13 protein-coding genes are annotated in these 16368 nt (G+C 40.0%); 3 read left to right on the top strand and 10 right to left on the bottom strand.

Features of this window, described 5'->3' with window-relative positions:
* Nucleotides 1-5 precede the first annotated feature (5 nt).
* The 5 genes from AAEY99_RS06685 to ggt all read right to left on the bottom strand — a co-directional run bounded on the left by AAEY99_RS06685 (nt 6) and on the right by ggt (nt 8625).
* A complete protein-coding gene (locus tag AAEY99_RS06685; RefSeq protein ID WP_182743923.1) occupies nt 6-2105 on the bottom strand; it encodes a bifunctional 2',3'-cyclic-nucleotide 2'-phosphodiesterase/3'-nucleotidase in 2100 nt (699 codons plus the stop codon).
* A gap of 983 nt (nt 2106-3088) precedes the next feature.
* Nucleotides 3089-3484, bottom strand: coding sequence for a type 2 periplasmic-binding domain-containing protein (locus AAEY99_RS06680; protein ID WP_182743922.1), 396 nt, complete (start codon nt 3482-3484; stop codon nt 3089-3091).
* Between the two features lie 11 nt (nt 3485-3495).
* Nucleotides 3496-4719, bottom strand: a complete 1224-nt coding sequence (locus AAEY99_RS06675; RefSeq protein ID WP_162023324.1) for a porin family protein — start codon at nt 4717-4719, stop codon at nt 3496-3498.
* Between the two features lie 80 nt (nt 4720-4799).
* Nucleotides 4800-6416: a methyl-accepting chemotaxis protein gene (locus AAEY99_RS06670; protein ID WP_101086905.1), complete on the bottom strand. Its 1617-nt coding sequence runs from the start codon at nt 6414-6416 to the stop codon at nt 4800-4802.
* Between the two features lie 457 nt (nt 6417-6873).
* Entirely contained in the window at nt 6874-8625 is a 1752-nt protein-coding gene (gene ggt / locus AAEY99_RS06665) for a gamma-glutamyltransferase (protein ID WP_162023322.1), read from the bottom strand.
* A 112-nt stretch (nt 8626-8737) separates the two neighbouring features.
* Between ggt and AAEY99_RS06660 the strand changes: the two genes are divergently transcribed.
* Complete coding sequence (locus tag AAEY99_RS06660) at nt 8738-9916, top strand: GNAT family N-acetyltransferase (protein ID WP_351009738.1); 1179 nt, start codon at nt 8738-8740, stop codon at nt 9914-9916.
* A 41-nt stretch (nt 9917-9957) separates the two neighbouring features.
* Here the strand turns inward: AAEY99_RS06660 and AAEY99_RS06655 are convergent, their stop codons facing one another.
* The 3 genes from AAEY99_RS06655 to AAEY99_RS06645 form a co-directional block, all read right to left on the bottom strand.
* A complete protein-coding gene (locus tag AAEY99_RS06655) occupies nt 9958-10575 on the bottom strand; it encodes a LysE family translocator (RefSeq protein ID WP_011637783.1) in 618 nt (205 codons plus the stop codon).
* 103 nt (nt 10576-10678) lie between these two features.
* Nucleotides 10679-11719, bottom strand: coding sequence for a 4-hydroxyphenylpyruvate dioxygenase (gene hppD, locus AAEY99_RS06650; protein WP_351009737.1), 1041 nt, complete (start codon nt 11717-11719; stop codon nt 10679-10681).
* 70 nt (nt 11720-11789) lie between these two features.
* The gene (locus AAEY99_RS06645) at nt 11790-12950 is read right to left on the bottom strand and encodes a homogentisate 1,2-dioxygenase (protein ID WP_192115070.1); all 1161 of its coding nucleotides are present in this window, start codon (nt 12948-12950) and stop codon (nt 11790-11792) included.
* Nucleotides 12951-13169: 219 nt separating this feature from the next.
* Here AAEY99_RS06645 and AAEY99_RS06640 point away from each other — a divergent pair, with 219 nt between their 5' ends.
* Together AAEY99_RS06640 and AAEY99_RS06635 are read left to right on the top strand one after the other, a co-directional pair.
* The gene (locus AAEY99_RS06640) at nt 13170-14099 is read left to right on the top strand and encodes a LysR family transcriptional regulator (protein WP_351009735.1); all 930 of its coding nucleotides are present in this window, start codon (nt 13170-13172) and stop codon (nt 14097-14099) included.
* A gap of 173 nt (nt 14100-14272) precedes the next feature.
* A complete protein-coding gene (locus AAEY99_RS06635) occupies nt 14273-15061 on the top strand; it encodes a TIGR00266 family protein (RefSeq protein WP_059743964.1) in 789 nt (262 codons plus the stop codon).
* Nucleotides 15062-15248: 187 nt separating this feature from the next.
* On the opposite strand, the gene AAEY99_RS06630 is transcribed toward AAEY99_RS06635, so the two are convergent.
* Together AAEY99_RS06630 and AAEY99_RS06625 are read right to left on the bottom strand one after the other, a co-directional pair.
* A complete protein-coding gene (locus AAEY99_RS06630; protein ID WP_350996934.1) occupies nt 15249-15716 on the bottom strand; it encodes an EVE domain-containing protein in 468 nt (155 codons plus the stop codon).
* A gap of 156 nt (nt 15717-15872) precedes the next feature.
* On the bottom strand, nt 15873-16286 hold the full coding sequence (locus AAEY99_RS06625; protein ID WP_101086914.1) for a YccF domain-containing protein: 414 nt from the start codon (nt 16284-16286) through the stop codon (nt 15873-15875).
* Nucleotides 16287-16368: the final 82 nt, after the last annotated feature.

Raw genomic sequence — 16368 nt, 5'->3', positions numbered from 1 at the left:
AATAATTATTTAGCAGCAACAGGTGTCGTTAGGTCGATGCTATAAATCGCAAAGCCTGCGACAACATCAGCTGTTGTAGGTAACTTCACCATTTTACGTTGTTGATTATCAGCAACAAACTTGTCAGCAACATCGCTATCTTGAGTTTCAAAACGAATGTCTAATGCAACAGTCGCATTATCAATAGTTTTAAAATCCCAGTTGTAATCAGCTGATGGATCGACCATAGCATCATATCCGCCAGTTGCATTTGGTTGTGATTGCTCAGTAATATAAGCTGATAATGCATCACGGTTGGTATCTGGCAGTTCTAGCACTACGTGGTCAGAACCGGTACCCGCAAATGAACCACCAAATGCACGGTAGTTATTTGATGCCACTACAAATGACATAGCGGCTAAATCATCACCCGTAATAACCGTACCATCGGCAGCAGTGTAAGCTAAGTCAACAATACGGTTAGCACCGGCATTAACAACTTCACAGCTACGGTCAAACTTAGTTGGTTGAGTTACATCAATTTTGTAAGTTAGGCCATCAATAACGTCGAAGTTATAGGTTGGGTGGCCTGCGCGATTAATTAAATTTTGTGGGGCACTGATGGTTGGATCAATTTGATTAAACTGGTTGGCAGAACATTCTAACCAATCTTTTAATTCCGCACCGGTGGCTTTAACTGCAACCATAGTATTTGGATAAAGGTATAAGTCAGCTGCGTTTTTATACGAAAGGTCGCCAGCATCAACTTGTACATATTGGCTTGCATCTCCTTCAGCATAACGTCCACCGGCTTTAAATGGTGCCGAAGCTGACAAGATTGGCAAATCTTTTAAATCATCAGTAATTAATGTTTTAACACGCGCTATTTGAGCATTAGATACAATCTGAACCGTTGGATCATCTTGAACTAACGTTAAGAAGCTGTACATGTTAGCGGCAGCAACCCCAATAGGTTGGCTAACATATTCGATAGTACCATTATGTTCAATTTCAATTGCATCACGTAAGCTCGCTTCACCTTCAACCAATGCTACTTTATTAGCATTGTCGTAAATTGGGCGTGCTTTAGCCGTTGATTCTTCATGAATTACGGTCCATTTTCCTTCTACTTGGCGTACAACTAAGTCAACCACACCTAAGTTATCACCCCAACGACCAGGCATTACAGCTGGAATGCCGTTTAATAGCCCTTTTTCTACGTCGGTGTTCGGTAAATCGCTATAGCTTGCGGCTGGGAAAACTGAGTGGCTGTGGCCAAAGAATATTGCATCAATACCATCAACATTGGTGAGTGCATAAGTGGCGTTTTCTGCCCATGGATCGCCAGGGTTTTCACTTGAACCAATACCAGAATGCGGAATGGCTAAAATAATATCAGCACCTTCAGCTTTCATTTGCGGAATAAACTTATTAGCCGCTTGAACAATGCCTAAGACTTCAACTTTACCGTCTAAGTTAGCTTTATCCCATTGTAAAACCTGTGGTGGTACAAAACCGATATAACCGATTTTGATTGTGTGTTCATTACCGTCAACATCGATAACAACTTTGTCTTTAATTATATACGGTGTGAACATGTTTTCATTAAATAGCACATCACCCCAGCAACCATCTTTATCAGCACAAATTACGTTCGAGTTAATGTAGGGGAAATTTGCACCCGATATTGATTGCTCAAGAAATGTTAAGCCATAATTAAATTCATGGTTACCAATATTACCTACTTCATAATCTAGTGTATTCATTGCTTTGTACACTGGGTGTGTGTCGGTTAACATGTTGCTGTCAGTTTTGAATTTATTGGCAATGTAATCTCCCATAGGGCTACCTTGCAATAAATCACCGTTATCTAATAAAACTGAGTTAGTGACTTCGGCGCGTGCTGCATTGATTAAACTTGCTGTACGTACCAGACCAATGGTCTTATCATCTTTCCCTGAGTAATAGTTGTAATCCATCATATTGGTATGAAGATCAGTCGTTTCCATTACACGTAACTTGATATCTGCAGTAACAGTACTTGTTTGATCGTCATTATCAGAGCCGCAACCGCCGAGTCCCAGTGCACCAGCGATAACAACGGCAAGAAGTGTTTTATTTAACATAATTTACTCTCTATATTTATTTGACCCCGAGGCGTATTTTTTGTTTTTGCCTCTTACGTAGTGTTAACGTTCCTTAACTATTTTGATAATAAAATGAAAACACCGCGGTGATTATAAGCATAAGATATGAATAAATTGTGATGGAACGCTGAATTAATATGATTAATGAGTGCGTTCGCGCAATTAATAGCCATAAAAAGTGATAAAAAGCTGACTGGCTATCATTGTATTTTATATTAATTTGTCGGTTTACTTAATAAAGACTGAGACTGAGACTGAGACTGAGACTGAGACTGAGACTGAGACTGGTACTATGAACTTATTTCATGGTTTACTATGAATAACACTTATGTCACTAAATATATAAATTCTGCTTATTTAGACTAAATAGTCATTATAAATGTAATAATATTCACTGTGCTGGTTAAAATTAACACGACCAAAACCATAACGGGTATGGTTAATAATAGAATTAAAATCTTAATATATTAAGGTTTATCCTTTAATCAACCTTTGCTAGGTAACAGCGTTTTAATACTTGCATCTTTACCTTTTAGTTATCTGTACCATTTCATCGGTACATGATCTGTTAAATTAAAAATATGTATTTGACGCGAGTGAAATTAATATGATTATTCTATTGCTTCAATCATATGGCAAGGCAGATATTTAACGATTATCAATGCGAGTACTAACTCTCTGGTATAACTCATCAATCGTAGTTTCAATGGCCTGAATATCATATTGCTGGCAATATTTATTAGTTTATGGATATCAGCAAAGTACCATAAACATTAATAAACGGATTGTTGATATGTTTTGATGCTATTAACTTAGTCGGCTCAATGTTTTATTGATGAGTTAGCAACAAAAAACCGAGCAATCGTGGTAATTGCTCGGTTTGTTTTTTGGTTACTGTCAAAACCATCGCTGGTTATGTTTCTACCCTATTTGGTGAGTATTAATCACAATTTCATTATTATTTATGGCTTAATAATGATTTTTACTGTGGCATCAACGTCTGCTTCATCAATGTAGCCAATGGCATTTGGATTGCTTGCAATTGCTGATTTCATCGCACTTGCACCAGAAACCGCAGGAGGTGGAGTACCTTTACCTGTGAAGACTTGCTTAGACCAAAATGCTTTCAGTTGAGCATCTGACTTACCGGTAACAGCTTGATGAAACTCACTGCGAATAGGATTACCTTCTTCTAATTCGTAAACGACGACTGAAGAATCACCTTTTCCTAAAAAAGCTTTTTTTACATCATTAATTGAAATATCTGCAGCAGCAGGATTGCCAATAATCACTACAGCAGCATTAGCTGAGGTAACGGCAGTTAAACTTAGTGCTAAAATTGTTAATAATTTTTTCATTATCATACCCCTTAAAATACTGCGTCGAATTTAACGGTGTAAATCAAGGTGTCATCGTAAGTGAATTTACCTGTTGACGTGTCTAAGTTGTTGCCTAAGAATCCACCTGAAGTGTCACCAAAATCATCGGCGTAGGTGACATCAAATTTAATCGCAACGTTATCAATTGCATCCCATCGCAAACCAATACTGTAAGCCATACGTTCAGCATTAAAGGCAACCATCTGAATTGCAGCCGCTGTAGATAAAGGTAGACGCTCATCATTATCTTGAGTTTTCGTATAAGCAACAGTAGCGTAAGGCGTAAATTCCTTAATACGATAGCCTAATGTTAAGTAACCAGAATCAATATCAGGGTAAGCGTTATCAATTTCTGAACGAGTCCATTCTGTTATCGCAATGACTTCACCATTGTCGTAACTTGCACCCACTCCGACGAAAGAACCTTTATCATCATCAAGTTCTAATACCGTATAGTTCGCTTGGGTGTTCACTCCAGGCGCTAATGTTACGTCAACTTCATTAACAATAGGTCCGTCTAGTTGTGCTTGAGCGTATACGGCACGTAAAGTCCATATTTCGTCAGTCCAGCTCAGGTTAGCACCCATAAGGTTACTGAGTTCAACCGCTGAATTTTTAACATCTGACTCACCACCAAAGGCTTGCATTGTTAAGGTTGAGTCATCATATTCAACATCGTATGACACGCCAGCGCCTGTGTAAGACGAAAACGGAATAGCGCCGTATACTTCTTGTGGTGGACGAGCAAATGGCTGTGCGTAGCCAACATCTAAGTAATCAGAGTACATGAATAAAGGGACTCGCAGTTTACCACCACGAATCTTGACGCCGTTTTCAAAGCGATGAGATAAATAGGCCCATTCTGCTTCAACTTCCCAGTCGTATTTACCGCGCATCATTAACTGTAATACTGCTTGAGTATTGTCAGAAATGTTAAAGGTACCTTGTAGCCCTAATTTACTGTCTTCGTTAAAATCAGCACTTGAATCTGCATTATTATAACCAGCATCATTGTCAGAGCTGATATAGGCTCCACTAATAAAGCCGTTAAATTTTACTTTGTCAGTTAGGCTAGCATTTTGTTGTTTTTGCAGCGTTTGAACTTGCTGCTCTAACTTAGCTATTTTTGCATCAGCAGCTTCATCTGCTGTTGCTAGGTTAGGTATCATTGCCATTGATATTGCAACAGATAATACTTTTAAATTAAACTGCATGGTGTTACTCCTTGATCATCACTCAATATGCCTTTAGGGCTTATATTTTTGGTTTTCTGCTACTGCTTTTACAATCAATCTCACACCTTAAATTGGTTAGTAATTGATTGTAGTCTTTCACTTATATTTTGAATATCAACACTGATCCCTCCCATATCAGCCGTCGTTACCCTGACTTTCTGTGAACCGGCTTCCATTTCAGCTACATATTGCTGAATCAACACCGAAGTTGTATGTTGTTCTTCGGTGGCAGCCGCAATTTGGTCATTAACCTCTGATATTGCACTCACTTTACCTGTGATACGTTGTAAGGCTTCACCGGCTAAAGAGGTTGATTTAACCCCTATTGCTGCAGTGTTGATACCACGAGCCATCGCGTCAACGGCTTGTTTAGACGTGGAGCGTAATTCTTGTAGCACTTGTTGGATTTCTTGGGTCGAGGTTTGTGTTCTAGAGGCCAATGTTCTGACTTCATCTGCAACTACCGCAAACCCGCGCCCATGTTCACCAGCTCGCGCGGCTTCAATCGCAGCGTTAAGTGCGAGTAAATTAGTCTGATCTGCTATACTTCTTATCGTGTCTAATATGTCATTAACATTATGGGTATATGCGTCCAATTGATTAACGACAACCGCAGTTTGCTGTACTTCTTCAGCCAAGGTATTAATGGTAATAACAGCATCGTTAACAATAACAACGCCTTGTTTTGCCTCAGTGTTGGCATTCTCAGCATCAAGCGCTGCGCTTGATGCGTATTCAGCAATATGAGTGACACTGACAAACATTTCTTTCATGGCTTGTGAAATCTGCTCAATGGATTCATTTTGTTGCTGTACATTGAGTTCACTGTATTGACTACCACTGAGTAACGTTGCTGCAACTTCGGTTAAATTTTCAGTGGTATTCTTTGTATCGGCAATAGACGATTGAAGTTTAGACACAAATTGATTAAACCAATAAACAAGCTGTGCTATTTCATCTTTGCCTGCATACTGAATCCGTGATCGTAGATCGCCCTCACCTTGGGATATGTTACGAAGTGACTGGGTTACATTGTCGATAGTACTAATAATTGATTTATTAACTAAGACTCCTACTACAATCATGACGACTGTAGCCGCAATACCAATGAGCATTAGACTATTTTCTGCACGTTCAGTACTGGCTATGGTTAATTGGATCCGTTGCTCAAACTCTGTTGAATAATCTTTCTTCTTGGCCGCAAATTGTTTAACTAAAGTTTGATATCGCTTGGCATTATCTGTCGCTTGAGTTTGAATTTTACTAAAGTCAACATCATCCTTTATAAACTCGGCAGCAAGGCTTCTAGCATTTTCATGATAAAGGGTAATGTCACGAATCAATTGTTGTGTATTTATTTCTTCAGCTGGAAGTAAAATGGCTAACTCATTTAAATTATCCGTAATTTGCTTCACCATCGTTTTAGCTATGTCTAAGCTGTCTTCTTCGCCTGTGGTTATTGCTGACTGAATAGTTTGATCTAATTGCAGTAACAACCCTTGATTTATGGTTGCTAGATTAAGTGCGGGATAAAGTTGGTTTTGAAGTCCGTTTAACCGTTGTGCATTGTTTTCACCAGTTTGATTGTTAATAATTAAAGAAATCACAAACGACAAAATGGCGACAACAGTAAGTAGGGTAATTCTGTGCTTAATTTTTAAATTTGTCAGCAGCATATAACCTTATGTAATCAATTTATTTAACATGGTTACAATAATATCACTTTAAATAATGGGATAAAATCACTAACAAAAGCTAAAGCTTAATAAACAATCACATTGCGATGTTAGTATTGTTCAACTCGTTGGAAATACAATATTGATTTTGTTTTAATATAATAAAATATTATTCACCCCTGAATGAGGTGTCCATTTAATATTATGATTATTAACAAGTTTGATAGGCGATGAAGATGTTGTTTTTTGTGAGTTAATATAGTTTATGTTTGATTTAACATATTTTAATTGTGAACCATCAAGATGAACTTTTTATGTATTCGAAATGATTTCGAATTAGGTAAGTACCGCTAGCGTGAGAACGATATCGTTAATGATTTTTGTTACTTTATTATCAATGATAGCGGCTTTAGATTATGTAAAGCCGCTATTGCTTTAAGGATAATGGTTAATGGTATTAATAGCCGATGGCGGCAGAACCCGCGCGTCTTGGATCTGAAGCACCAAAAAGACCTTGCTCTGTCATCATTATCGATTGAGTACTGCCAATCGACTCTTGCACTTTCACTTTGTGACCTTTGGCTTCAAGTAATGAAATCGTATCGCGATTCAATGTATGTTCCACCCAAATAAAATCAGGTAACCATTGGTGATGCATACGTGCAGCAGCAGTTGCTTCGGCAATGTTTAAGTTATGATCAATCACATTCATGATCATTTGCAGCGTAATATTAATAATCCGCGAGCCACCAGGGCTGCCGGTAACAATGAAAGGTTTGCCATCTTTCATTACCATGGTTGGACTCATGGAGCTAAGAGGGCGCTTATTTCCTTGCACTGCATTTGCTTCCCCACCAATTAAGCCATAACCATTAGGGGTACCTGGTTTAACCGAAAAGTCATCCATTTCATTGTTTAATAAAATCCCAGTACCTTTAGCGACTAAGCCTGAACCATAACTGAAGTTAAGGGTATAGGTGTTAGCAACTGCATTGCCCCATTTATCGATAACCGAGAAGTGGGTAGTTTGATCGCTCTCATATGGTGCTAGTTTCCCAGGCTTAATTTCGCTGCTAGGGGTGGTTTTATTGATGGCGATTTTACTGGCAATCTCTTTTGCGTATTGTTTGCTAGTCAATTGTTTTACAGGAACAGTAACAAAATCTGGGTCGCCTAAATACTCACTACGATCAGCATAGGCATATTTCATGGTTTCGGCCATAAGATGCAAAGTGTTTGCGCTATTGTGGCCTAATTTATCAATGGGGAATTGTTCGAGTACATTGAGCATTTCGATAATATGAATACCCCCTGAAGATGGCGGCGGCATAGATACCACTTCGTAGCCTCGATAATTACCTCGAACCGGTTCGCGCTCAACAACTTTGTAGTTAGCTAAATCAGTTAAACTCATTACCCCGCCAGCATTTTGGACCGCAGAGACAATTTTTTCAGCCGTTTCACCTTGATAAAACCCTTTACTACCTTTCTGGGCAATCAACGATAATGACTGCGCTAACTCGGGTTGTTTGAGCAATTCATTGACCTGATAATTACTGCCGTCGGCATGGTAGAAAATTGCTGCTGAACTTGGCCATTGGGTTATGCGTGACTTAAGGCCCGCTAATGAGTTTGATAGATCTGAAGTAACAACTATACCGTCTTTGGCGAGCTTAATCGCAGGCTTGATCACTTGCGCCATTTTCATGGTGCCATATTGTTTTAAGGCCAGTTCCATCCCCATAACGGTTCCAGGTACGCCCACAGCTAGTCCATGCTCACGACTGAGTTTGTCAACTGCATTGCCTTGTTCATCAAGGAAGATATCTTTGTGCGCTTTAGCAGGGGCTGTTTCACGGTAATCGATAGCAATGGTTTTATTTTGCTCGGCTAAATGCACTAGCATAAAACCACCACCACCAATATTACCTGCGCGAGGTAAGGTTACTGCAAGTGCATATGCCACGGCTACGGCCGCATCGACCGCGTTGCCACCTTGTTTTAAAATATCAACACCAATTTGGCTAGCTATGGCTTCTTGGCTTGAAACCATGCCATGCTTAGCATAGATTGGCTGAGCCGTTGCCATTTCACTGAAGATTGAAGCTTCATTTGCTTGGCTGTCAGCAATATGAAGCGCAGGATAACAAAGTGTGAGTGTTAATGCGGTGCTCAAAAAAAGCGGTGTTAATTTAGGGAATCGTGTCACGATCAATCCTTGGTGTGTATTGAGAAGATACTGTGATAGAACATGCCACATGATAGCAAAAATTGGTATGAGTTTTAGCGGTTGAGTGTTAATTATTATAGGGTAGGTGTGGGTGGAACAAACACAAACGCGAGTTTATCAATATAAATTTGTTAATAGTATTAGCAATATAGATTCTTCAGTATGGAATATCTTTTTTGGATCATCTCATCCTTTTACCCGGCATGAATATTTATCCGCTCTGGAAATGAGTCGCTGCGTTAGTGCTGAAACGGGTTGGACACCGATGCACCTTATGGTGATGGATGGCGATAATATTATTGCATTAATGCCCTTGTACCTTAAAAGTCATTCTTGGGGGGAATATGTGTTTGATTGGGCATGGGCAGAAGCTTATGAGCGCCATAATATAGGCTATTACCCCAAGCTCGTGAGCAGTATACCTTTTACTCCTACAACTGGGCGGCGTATTGGTATTGACCCAAGGTTACCAAAACACGATCAACAACCCTTGATTGACGGTATTCAAACCTATCTGTCACAAACTGTCATTAAACAGGGCTGGTCATCTTGGCATTGTTTATTTACCAATACCGAGCAACATATTCAGTTTGCACAAGCAGGGGTAATGGAGCGTGTTGGTTGTCAGTTTCATTGGCACAACCAAAATTATGCTGATTTTAATGACTTTCTGAGTACATTAACGTCACGTAAACGCAAAAACATCACTAAAGAACGAATTTCTGCAAGGCAACAGCTACAATTCCGATTTATAGATGGCGATAAGGCGAGTGCACAGCAATGGCAGGATTTTGTGCGTTGTTATCAAAATACTTATTTAAAGCGTTCTGGTCATAAAGGGTACTTGTCGGCAGCATTCTTTGAGCAGATAGCAGCAACAATGGGCTCAATGATCCGATTATTATTGATTGAAAATAGTGACGCACAATTAGTGGCATCAGCATTATATTTTGTGTCAGACACGCATTTATATGGTCGTTATTGGGGGGCGTTAACAGAATGCGACTATGTCCATTTTGAAGCATGTTATTACCAAGGCATTGAGTACGCTATCGCTAATCAGTTATTAGTTTTTGATGCAGGAGCACAAGGCGAACATAAAGTGGCTCGAGGTTTTCGTCCTGTGAAAACCACCTCAAGCCATTTTGTTGCTCATGAAGGTTTTAATGATGCCATCGGTGCTTTTTGTCAACAAGAGCAAGCTCATATCGACATTTATAGACAGCAAATGTGCGAACAACTGCCGTATAAATCGATTGAAAATACATAAAATAATATGAGGTTAATTACTCATCAAATGTGCTTTCTGGGTTAGCCTAGCGCTAGCCAAATACCAACCAGTATCATTAAACTTCCGGCGATACGATTCATCCAGCGGATATTATCGCCTCGACTTAAAAATAATCGTAAACTCTTACCGCCGCTGGCATAAGCCAGCATCGACACACTTTCGGTGACCATTATAATACCAAGCAAAACGGCGAGTTGTGGCCCAACGGCATTATCAACATTAATAAACGGCGGTAATAGCGAAATCATAAAAGCCCAACCTTTAGGGTTGGCAATCGCGGTAATAAATCCTTGGCTGATTAAGCTCATGCGACTGGCTTTCACTTCAATACCAGTGATGATGGCCATTTTGCCTTTAGCACGCCACATATTAATGCCAATGTAGCCAAGGTAAGCACCACCCACCCACTTAAGAATATCGAACACCTGTGGGTAATTTAGCATGATGCTCGCAACCCCAAGTACTGCTGCAATGGCGACCAACGCCACGCCTACTAATTCACCTAACATCATCCATAAGGTTCTGCGTACACCAATACTCATGCCGAGTGTCATGGCTAAAGTCATGCACATACCGGGGGTGATAGACACAAAAAAGAACGTTGGAATAAACACAGCGAGTACGGCGTAATCTGGCATTAGAAAGGTCTTTGATTAGAGTGTAGATGGCAGAGTGTAAAGGCCTAAAATGATAAAAACCAGCAATTTGCTGGTTTTTATGTATCACTTCGTGTTTATAAAATTACAGCACGCCACGTTTCATTTGATCGCGTTCAATCGATTCAAACAACGCGGTAAAGTTACCTTCGCCAAAGCCAAGGTTATTTTTACGTTGAATGATTTCAATGAAGATTGGGCCAAATAGATTTTTGGTGAAAATTTGCAGTAAATAACCGTCATCATCGCCATCAACCAAAATCTGGTGATGCTTGATACGGTCGTGATCTTCGGTCACTTGTGGCAACTTCTCGAAAATGGTGTCGTAATATTCAGGAATAATATCCAGTGTTTTGATTGAGGTGCCTTCCATAGCATCGAGAGAGGCCACAATGTCACGGCTTCTGAATGCCAGATGTTGAACACCTGGGCCATTGTATTCACCTAAGTATTCATCAATCTGATTTTTGTTATTTCCTTTACCTTCGTTAATCGGGATACAGAAACTGCCGTCTGGAGAGCGTAGCGCATAAGATACCAAAGCAGTTTGAGCGCCGCTGATATCGAAATAACGTACTTCGGTAAATCCAAAGATGTCTTTATAAAAGTTAGCCCATTTTTCCATGGTGCCTTTGTAGACATTATTGGTTAAATGGTCGACTTCCATAAAGCCTTTCTCAGGCGTTACGATAGGCTGTTCTAAATCGACAAAGTCAGTTTGATAAATATTGTTTTGTTCACCAAAAGTGTCAATAAAATAAATCAGACTGTCGCCGATACCGTAAATAGCTGGGTAGGGCATGTCTTTATTGGCATCATCGGCTGGTTTTGCACCACGGGCAACGGCTTCTGTAAATGCAAACTGTGCATCTTCTACACGCCAACCCATTGAACAAATAGCCGGACCATGAGATTTGGCGAATTCTGCAGAAAAGCCTGCACGGCCTTTATTCAATAGAAAGTTAATGTCATTTTGTTTGTAGTAAACAATGTCATGATTTTTGGCTTTTTTTAACATCGAAAAACCAAAATCAATGAATACTTGGTGCATGTATTCTGTATCTGGGCTAGCAAATTCGGTGAATTCAATGCCTAAAAGGCCCAGTGGATTTAGTTCGCTTGCCATTTTGTTTTCCTTTATTTTATGTCAACACGCCATCACTCTTTGGTGACTTGGGTTAGCTATAAATGTGGTCTTAGTTTTCTAACCAAGAGCGGTTGTAATCATCACTCATGCAATTTTTGACATGAGCGGTTAAATTCAGTGGGGCGAAGGTATCAACCATCACCGCATATTCGTATGTTTCTGTTTTGCCGATAGAGGCTTCTGTGCGACCAGGTTGAGGCCCATGCGGCACACCTTTTTGGTGTAACGTCATATAGCCCGCTTCAATGCCTGTACGGCTCATAAAGTCACCATCGACGTAATACAAGACTTCATCGCTGTCGATGTTGTTGTGGTAATAAGGTGCCGGTATCGATTTGGGATGAAAATCGTATGGGCGTGGCACAAAGTTACAAATGACAAAATTGTGTGCAGTAAACACTAAATGCTCAGACGGTGGTAAATGAATCTTGCCAACTTTGGGTGCATATTCACTGATGTTAAATGCCCAAGGATAAACGCAACCATCCCAGCCGACTAAGTCAAATGGATGCCATTGCAGTGTCATTTTTTGATAGCGATCACCAAATTTACACATTAACGGAAACTCACCTTTTTCAACCACGGCATCAGCCAAGGTTGGCGTACGAATGTCTCGTTCACAGTAAGGTGCAGATTCAAGCATTTGGCCGTATTCGTTTCTGAAATGCTTTGGCACTTCGACCATTGAGGATGATTCAATAACAAACAAGCGTACATTTTGATAATCGTTAAATTTAAGTTGGTACGTGGTCCCGCGTGGAATAATTAAGTAATCCCATTTATTGGTTTCAATGACACCGTATTCACTCAATAATTGGCCTTCACCCTCGTGAATAAACACCACTTCGTCAGCATAGGCATTTCGATAAAATTCATTGGTGTCTTCAGTCACTTTCGCGGTGTACATGGCGACATCATTATTGAAAAATATTTTATTTCGGGCGCTAAAAAAGTTGCCTTGGCAGTCGGCTTGGCGCGAGTCTAATTTGTAATTTTGAATTAATGAGTCTTGCCATTGTTCACCATGAGATAACGAATAAGGTTGAACGTCTATCGCTTTGGTTGGCATATTGTGATGATATTTATTGGAGTATATATTCGAAAAGCCATGGGTTGAAAATAATTCTTCACGGTACAACTCGCCATTGTCTTTTTCGAAGGCAATGTGACGTTTGGTCGGGATCTGACCTTGTTTAACATAGAATGGCATCTGATTGTCCTATGGTGAATCGACTGCGAGTGTCGTGGCGTTTATGTTATTTGTTGTTATGGCCTAATCGCATTGGGCAAACCAATATGTGATCTAACTTACAATTTAGTGGTAAAGATCAACAAAAAAAAGAATAATAAATAACTCAACACAATCTATTTTTTAGATTGTTATGTTAACTTTACATTTGTGTATGGATAACGGGACAGTGGAAATCTTATGCGAATAGATATCGATGCCTTTAATGTACTGCAAGTACTTGTTGAAGAAGGAAGTTTTGCAAAAGCTTCAGAGCGATTACACAAGGCACAATCGGCAGTAAGCTATCAGATTAAAAAACTAGAGCAACATCTCGGCGTGACATTATTTAATCGAGATCATTATCGAGCGGAATTAACACCCGAAGGGAAGGTTATTTTGGCAGAAGGGCAACGACTGTTACAGCATTTAGCCAATATTGAACATCTGGCCAGTCGTTTTAGTCAGGGTTGGGAGCCCAAACTTGAGTTAGTGATAGACGGTGCTTTACCGATGGAACCGATCATGACCGCGCTTAAGCGCATGTCAGAACACAACATACCGACTAAAGTGCAGCTTAATATGGAGTTTTTAGGCGGGGTACAGCATCGCTTTGAGCGCGACCAGGCCGACTTAATGCTGGTTAAGGATTATCGTACTGGCCCCTCTTATCATCCTAAACCGCTACCTGCTATTACCAGCGTGCTTGTCGCGTCATCACAACATCCCTTAAGTCATCTTAAAGACATTAGTTTGCCTGAATTGCAACAACATGTTGAGTTAACCATCGAAGATTCATCTCCTGGTAAACGTGACCGCGATGAAATGCAATTTGGCGGCGATAAAGTCTTTTATTTGTCAGGCTTTATCATGAAAAAAAATGCTTTACTAAAAGGCCTGGGTTTTGGTTGGATGCCGGATTTTTTAATTGCTGAAGAATTACATCAAGGGCAACTGATCGAGATTGATTTTATTGGTGGTAACCGCTTTAGTTTTACACCGCAATTAGTGTCCACACTTGAACGTCCGCTTGGGCGAGCTGGGCAGTTATTTACCGAGCTTATTTTGCAAGAATTTGCTCAATATCAATTACAACAACAATCAGGATTGAGCGGTGCGGGTTTAGGTTAACGATGGACACAATTGGCAAACAAATGCAGTGGCAACAGAACGCGGATATTTTATTGAAATGTTGTCATGTTAAATGGATGATCATTTTGTTACCTTAAATCATCCATAAGGAATAATGCCTTAATACTGAATTGGGCAACTGCAAACATTAAATAAATTTTTAAGGAATGAAAATGAGCATGAAAAGTCATGAAGTAGATTATGAAATTATAGGTTCTAGCATGCAGCTGGTTGAAGTTGAATTAGACCCAAATGAGTCTGTTATTGCTGAAGCGGGTGCGATGACTTACCTCGAAGAAGACATTATGTTTGAGGCCAGAATGGGTGATGGCTCTGAACCAGAATCCGGTTTTTTTGGCAAGCTACTTGGTGCAGGTAAACGCGCCATTTCGGGTGAGGGTATTTTTATGACCCACTTTACTAATCAAGGTCAACAAAAACGAAAAGTGGCATTTGCTGCGCCATTTCCTGGCACTATTTTGGCGATAGACTTAGCTCAACATCAAGGCGAACTTATCTGCCAAAAAGACAGCTTTTTAGCGGCAGCCTTAGGCACGCAAGTAAGCATGAAGTTTAATAAGCGATTAGGCACCGGTTTCTTTGGTGGTGAAGGATTTATTCTACAAAGCCTTAAAGGTGATGGCATGGCGTTTGTGCATGCTGGTGGGACACTGATTAAAAAAGAATTACACGGTGAGACATTGCGGGTCGATACCGGTTGTTTAGTTGGATTCACTCCCGGGATTGATTATGACATACAACGTGCAGGCTCATTAAAGTCGATGGTATTTGGTGGTGAAGGTTTGTTCCTTGCAACCTTAAAAGGCCATGGGACTGTGTGGTTACAAAGCTTACCGTTTTCTCGTATGGCTGACAGAATTATTGCTCATGCACCATCAAGTGGTGGCAAAGACCAAGGTGAAGGTTCTGTACTTGGCGGAATAGGGCGAATGATTAACTAATATGGGCATTGCGTGATCTTATCACTGTGCCGTTAGTATTTGAGCTCAGACTATTTATAGCTAATAGTGTTTACGTAGTCTGAGCTGTCTTTAGGAGGCTGATTTAAAGAAGATGTTTACTGGCCTGCTGACAAGCTGGTCTGTTTTAATTCAAGGTTACCGATGCAAGGTCATCAATCTAACGTTATTATTCTAAGGTTGTTAGTTGCATAATGTGTTGGTATTGCAACTGTGTGACGGGCTGAATACTCAGGCGGGCACCTTTAGCCACTAATACCATATCTTGCAGCGCGGGATCGGCTTTCAATTGCTTCAAGCTCACAGGCTTAGAAAATTTGGCCATAAATTGAATATCGACTTGCCACCATCGAGGCGCATTAGCGTTAGATTTTGCATCAAAATACGGTGAACGGTTATCAAAAGCACTGCTATCAATTTGAGCTTCACTGCTAATTTTTGCTAAACCCACAATGGCAGGAACTTTACAGCTAGAGTGGTAAAACAACACTACATCGCCCAATGTAATTTGATCACGAATATAATTACGTGCTTGATAGTTACGAATACCTTGCCAAGCAACAGTTTGCTGCTTACTCATCTGTAGATTATCAATACTAAAGTCGTCTGGTTCAGACTTCATTAACCAATAGTTCATGTTATCCCATTATTGTCTTTAAAGTGACTGAATAACCTTTCAGTGCTTAAGAATGGCAATGTACACGGTGCTGATACGATTAGGCAAATAAAAAGCCGACAGCATTATGCTATCGGCTTTTTAGAATAGTGGTCATTCAGCGGTTATTAACGAATGTTAATAAGTCGGTTTGGCAATAACGGTTTGACCAATAGGGGTTAAACTTAATAAGGCCAATTTAAGATGTTGTAACGCGAACGGAATACCTATAATCGTTACAAAACAAGCCAGAGCATGGACTAGATGACCAATCGCGAGCCAAATACCAAAGCATAAAAACCATATTACATTACCCACCAAACCTAACGTGCCAGTGCCAATATCTTCTTGGCCTGAAATGTGTTTTCGGTTAACGGTCTCTTGTCCAAATGGCCAGAAAGCCAGTTCGCCAATAACAAAACAAGCACGACCAAATGGGATGCCAATGATACTGATAAAGCACAGTACTCCAACAAACCACCAAGCTAGGCCCATAACAAAACCACCCATTAAAAACCAAGCAATATTAAAGATTAAGCGTAAAAGAGACATTTTCATTCCTATCAATAGTCAATATTCTCAATATAAAGCCATTTTCATGCCATGTTTTCAATTTGTTGATTATTAAGGGTTA

Source organism: Shewanella sp. S1-58-MNA-CIBAN-0166 (assembly GCF_040310085.1).
Classification (GTDB): domain Bacteria; phylum Pseudomonadota; class Gammaproteobacteria; order Enterobacterales; family Shewanellaceae; genus Shewanella.
This window is presented reverse-complemented; position numbering and strand designations above follow the sequence as displayed.

What these genes read in the sequence shown, in the direction of transcription:
- hppD (WP_351009737.1), bottom strand. Translation starts at nt 11,719, where the DNA reads ATGGCAAGCGAACTAAATCCACTGGGCCTTTTAGGCATTGAATTCACC.
- AAEY99_RS06630 (WP_350996934.1), bottom strand. Translation starts at nt 15,716, where the DNA reads ATGAACTATTGGTTAATGAAGTCTGAACCAGACGACTTTAGTATTGAT.
- AAEY99_RS06685 (WP_182743923.1), bottom strand. Translation starts at nt 2,105, where the DNA reads ATGTTAAATAAAACACTTCTTGCCGTTGTTATCGCTGGTGCACTGGGA.
- AAEY99_RS06670 (WP_101086905.1), bottom strand. Translation starts at nt 6,416, where the DNA reads ATGCTGCTGACAAATTTAAAAATTAAGCACAGAATTACCCTACTTACT.
- AAEY99_RS06625 (WP_101086914.1), bottom strand. Translation starts at nt 16,286, where the DNA reads ATGTCTCTTTTACGCTTAATCTTTAATATTGCTTGGTTTTTAATGGGT.
- AAEY99_RS06635 (WP_059743964.1), top strand. Translation starts at nt 14,273, where the DNA reads ATGAGCATGAAAAGTCATGAAGTAGATTATGAAATTATAGGTTCTAGC.
- AAEY99_RS06640 (WP_351009735.1), top strand. Translation starts at nt 13,170, where the DNA reads ATGCGAATAGATATCGATGCCTTTAATGTACTGCAAGTACTTGTTGAA.
- AAEY99_RS06655 (WP_011637783.1), bottom strand. Translation starts at nt 10,575, where the DNA reads ATGCCAGATTACGCCGTACTCGCTGTGTTTATTCCAACGTTCTTTTTT.
- AAEY99_RS06680 (WP_182743922.1), bottom strand. Translation starts at nt 3,484, where the DNA reads ATGAAAAAATTATTAACAATTTTAGCACTAAGTTTAACTGCCGTTACC.
- AAEY99_RS06675 (WP_162023324.1), bottom strand. Translation starts at nt 4,719, where the DNA reads ATGCAGTTTAATTTAAAAGTATTATCTGTTGCAATATCAATGGCAATG.
- AAEY99_RS06645 (WP_192115070.1), bottom strand. Translation starts at nt 12,950, where the DNA reads ATGCCATTCTATGTTAAACAAGGTCAGATCCCGACCAAACGTCACATT.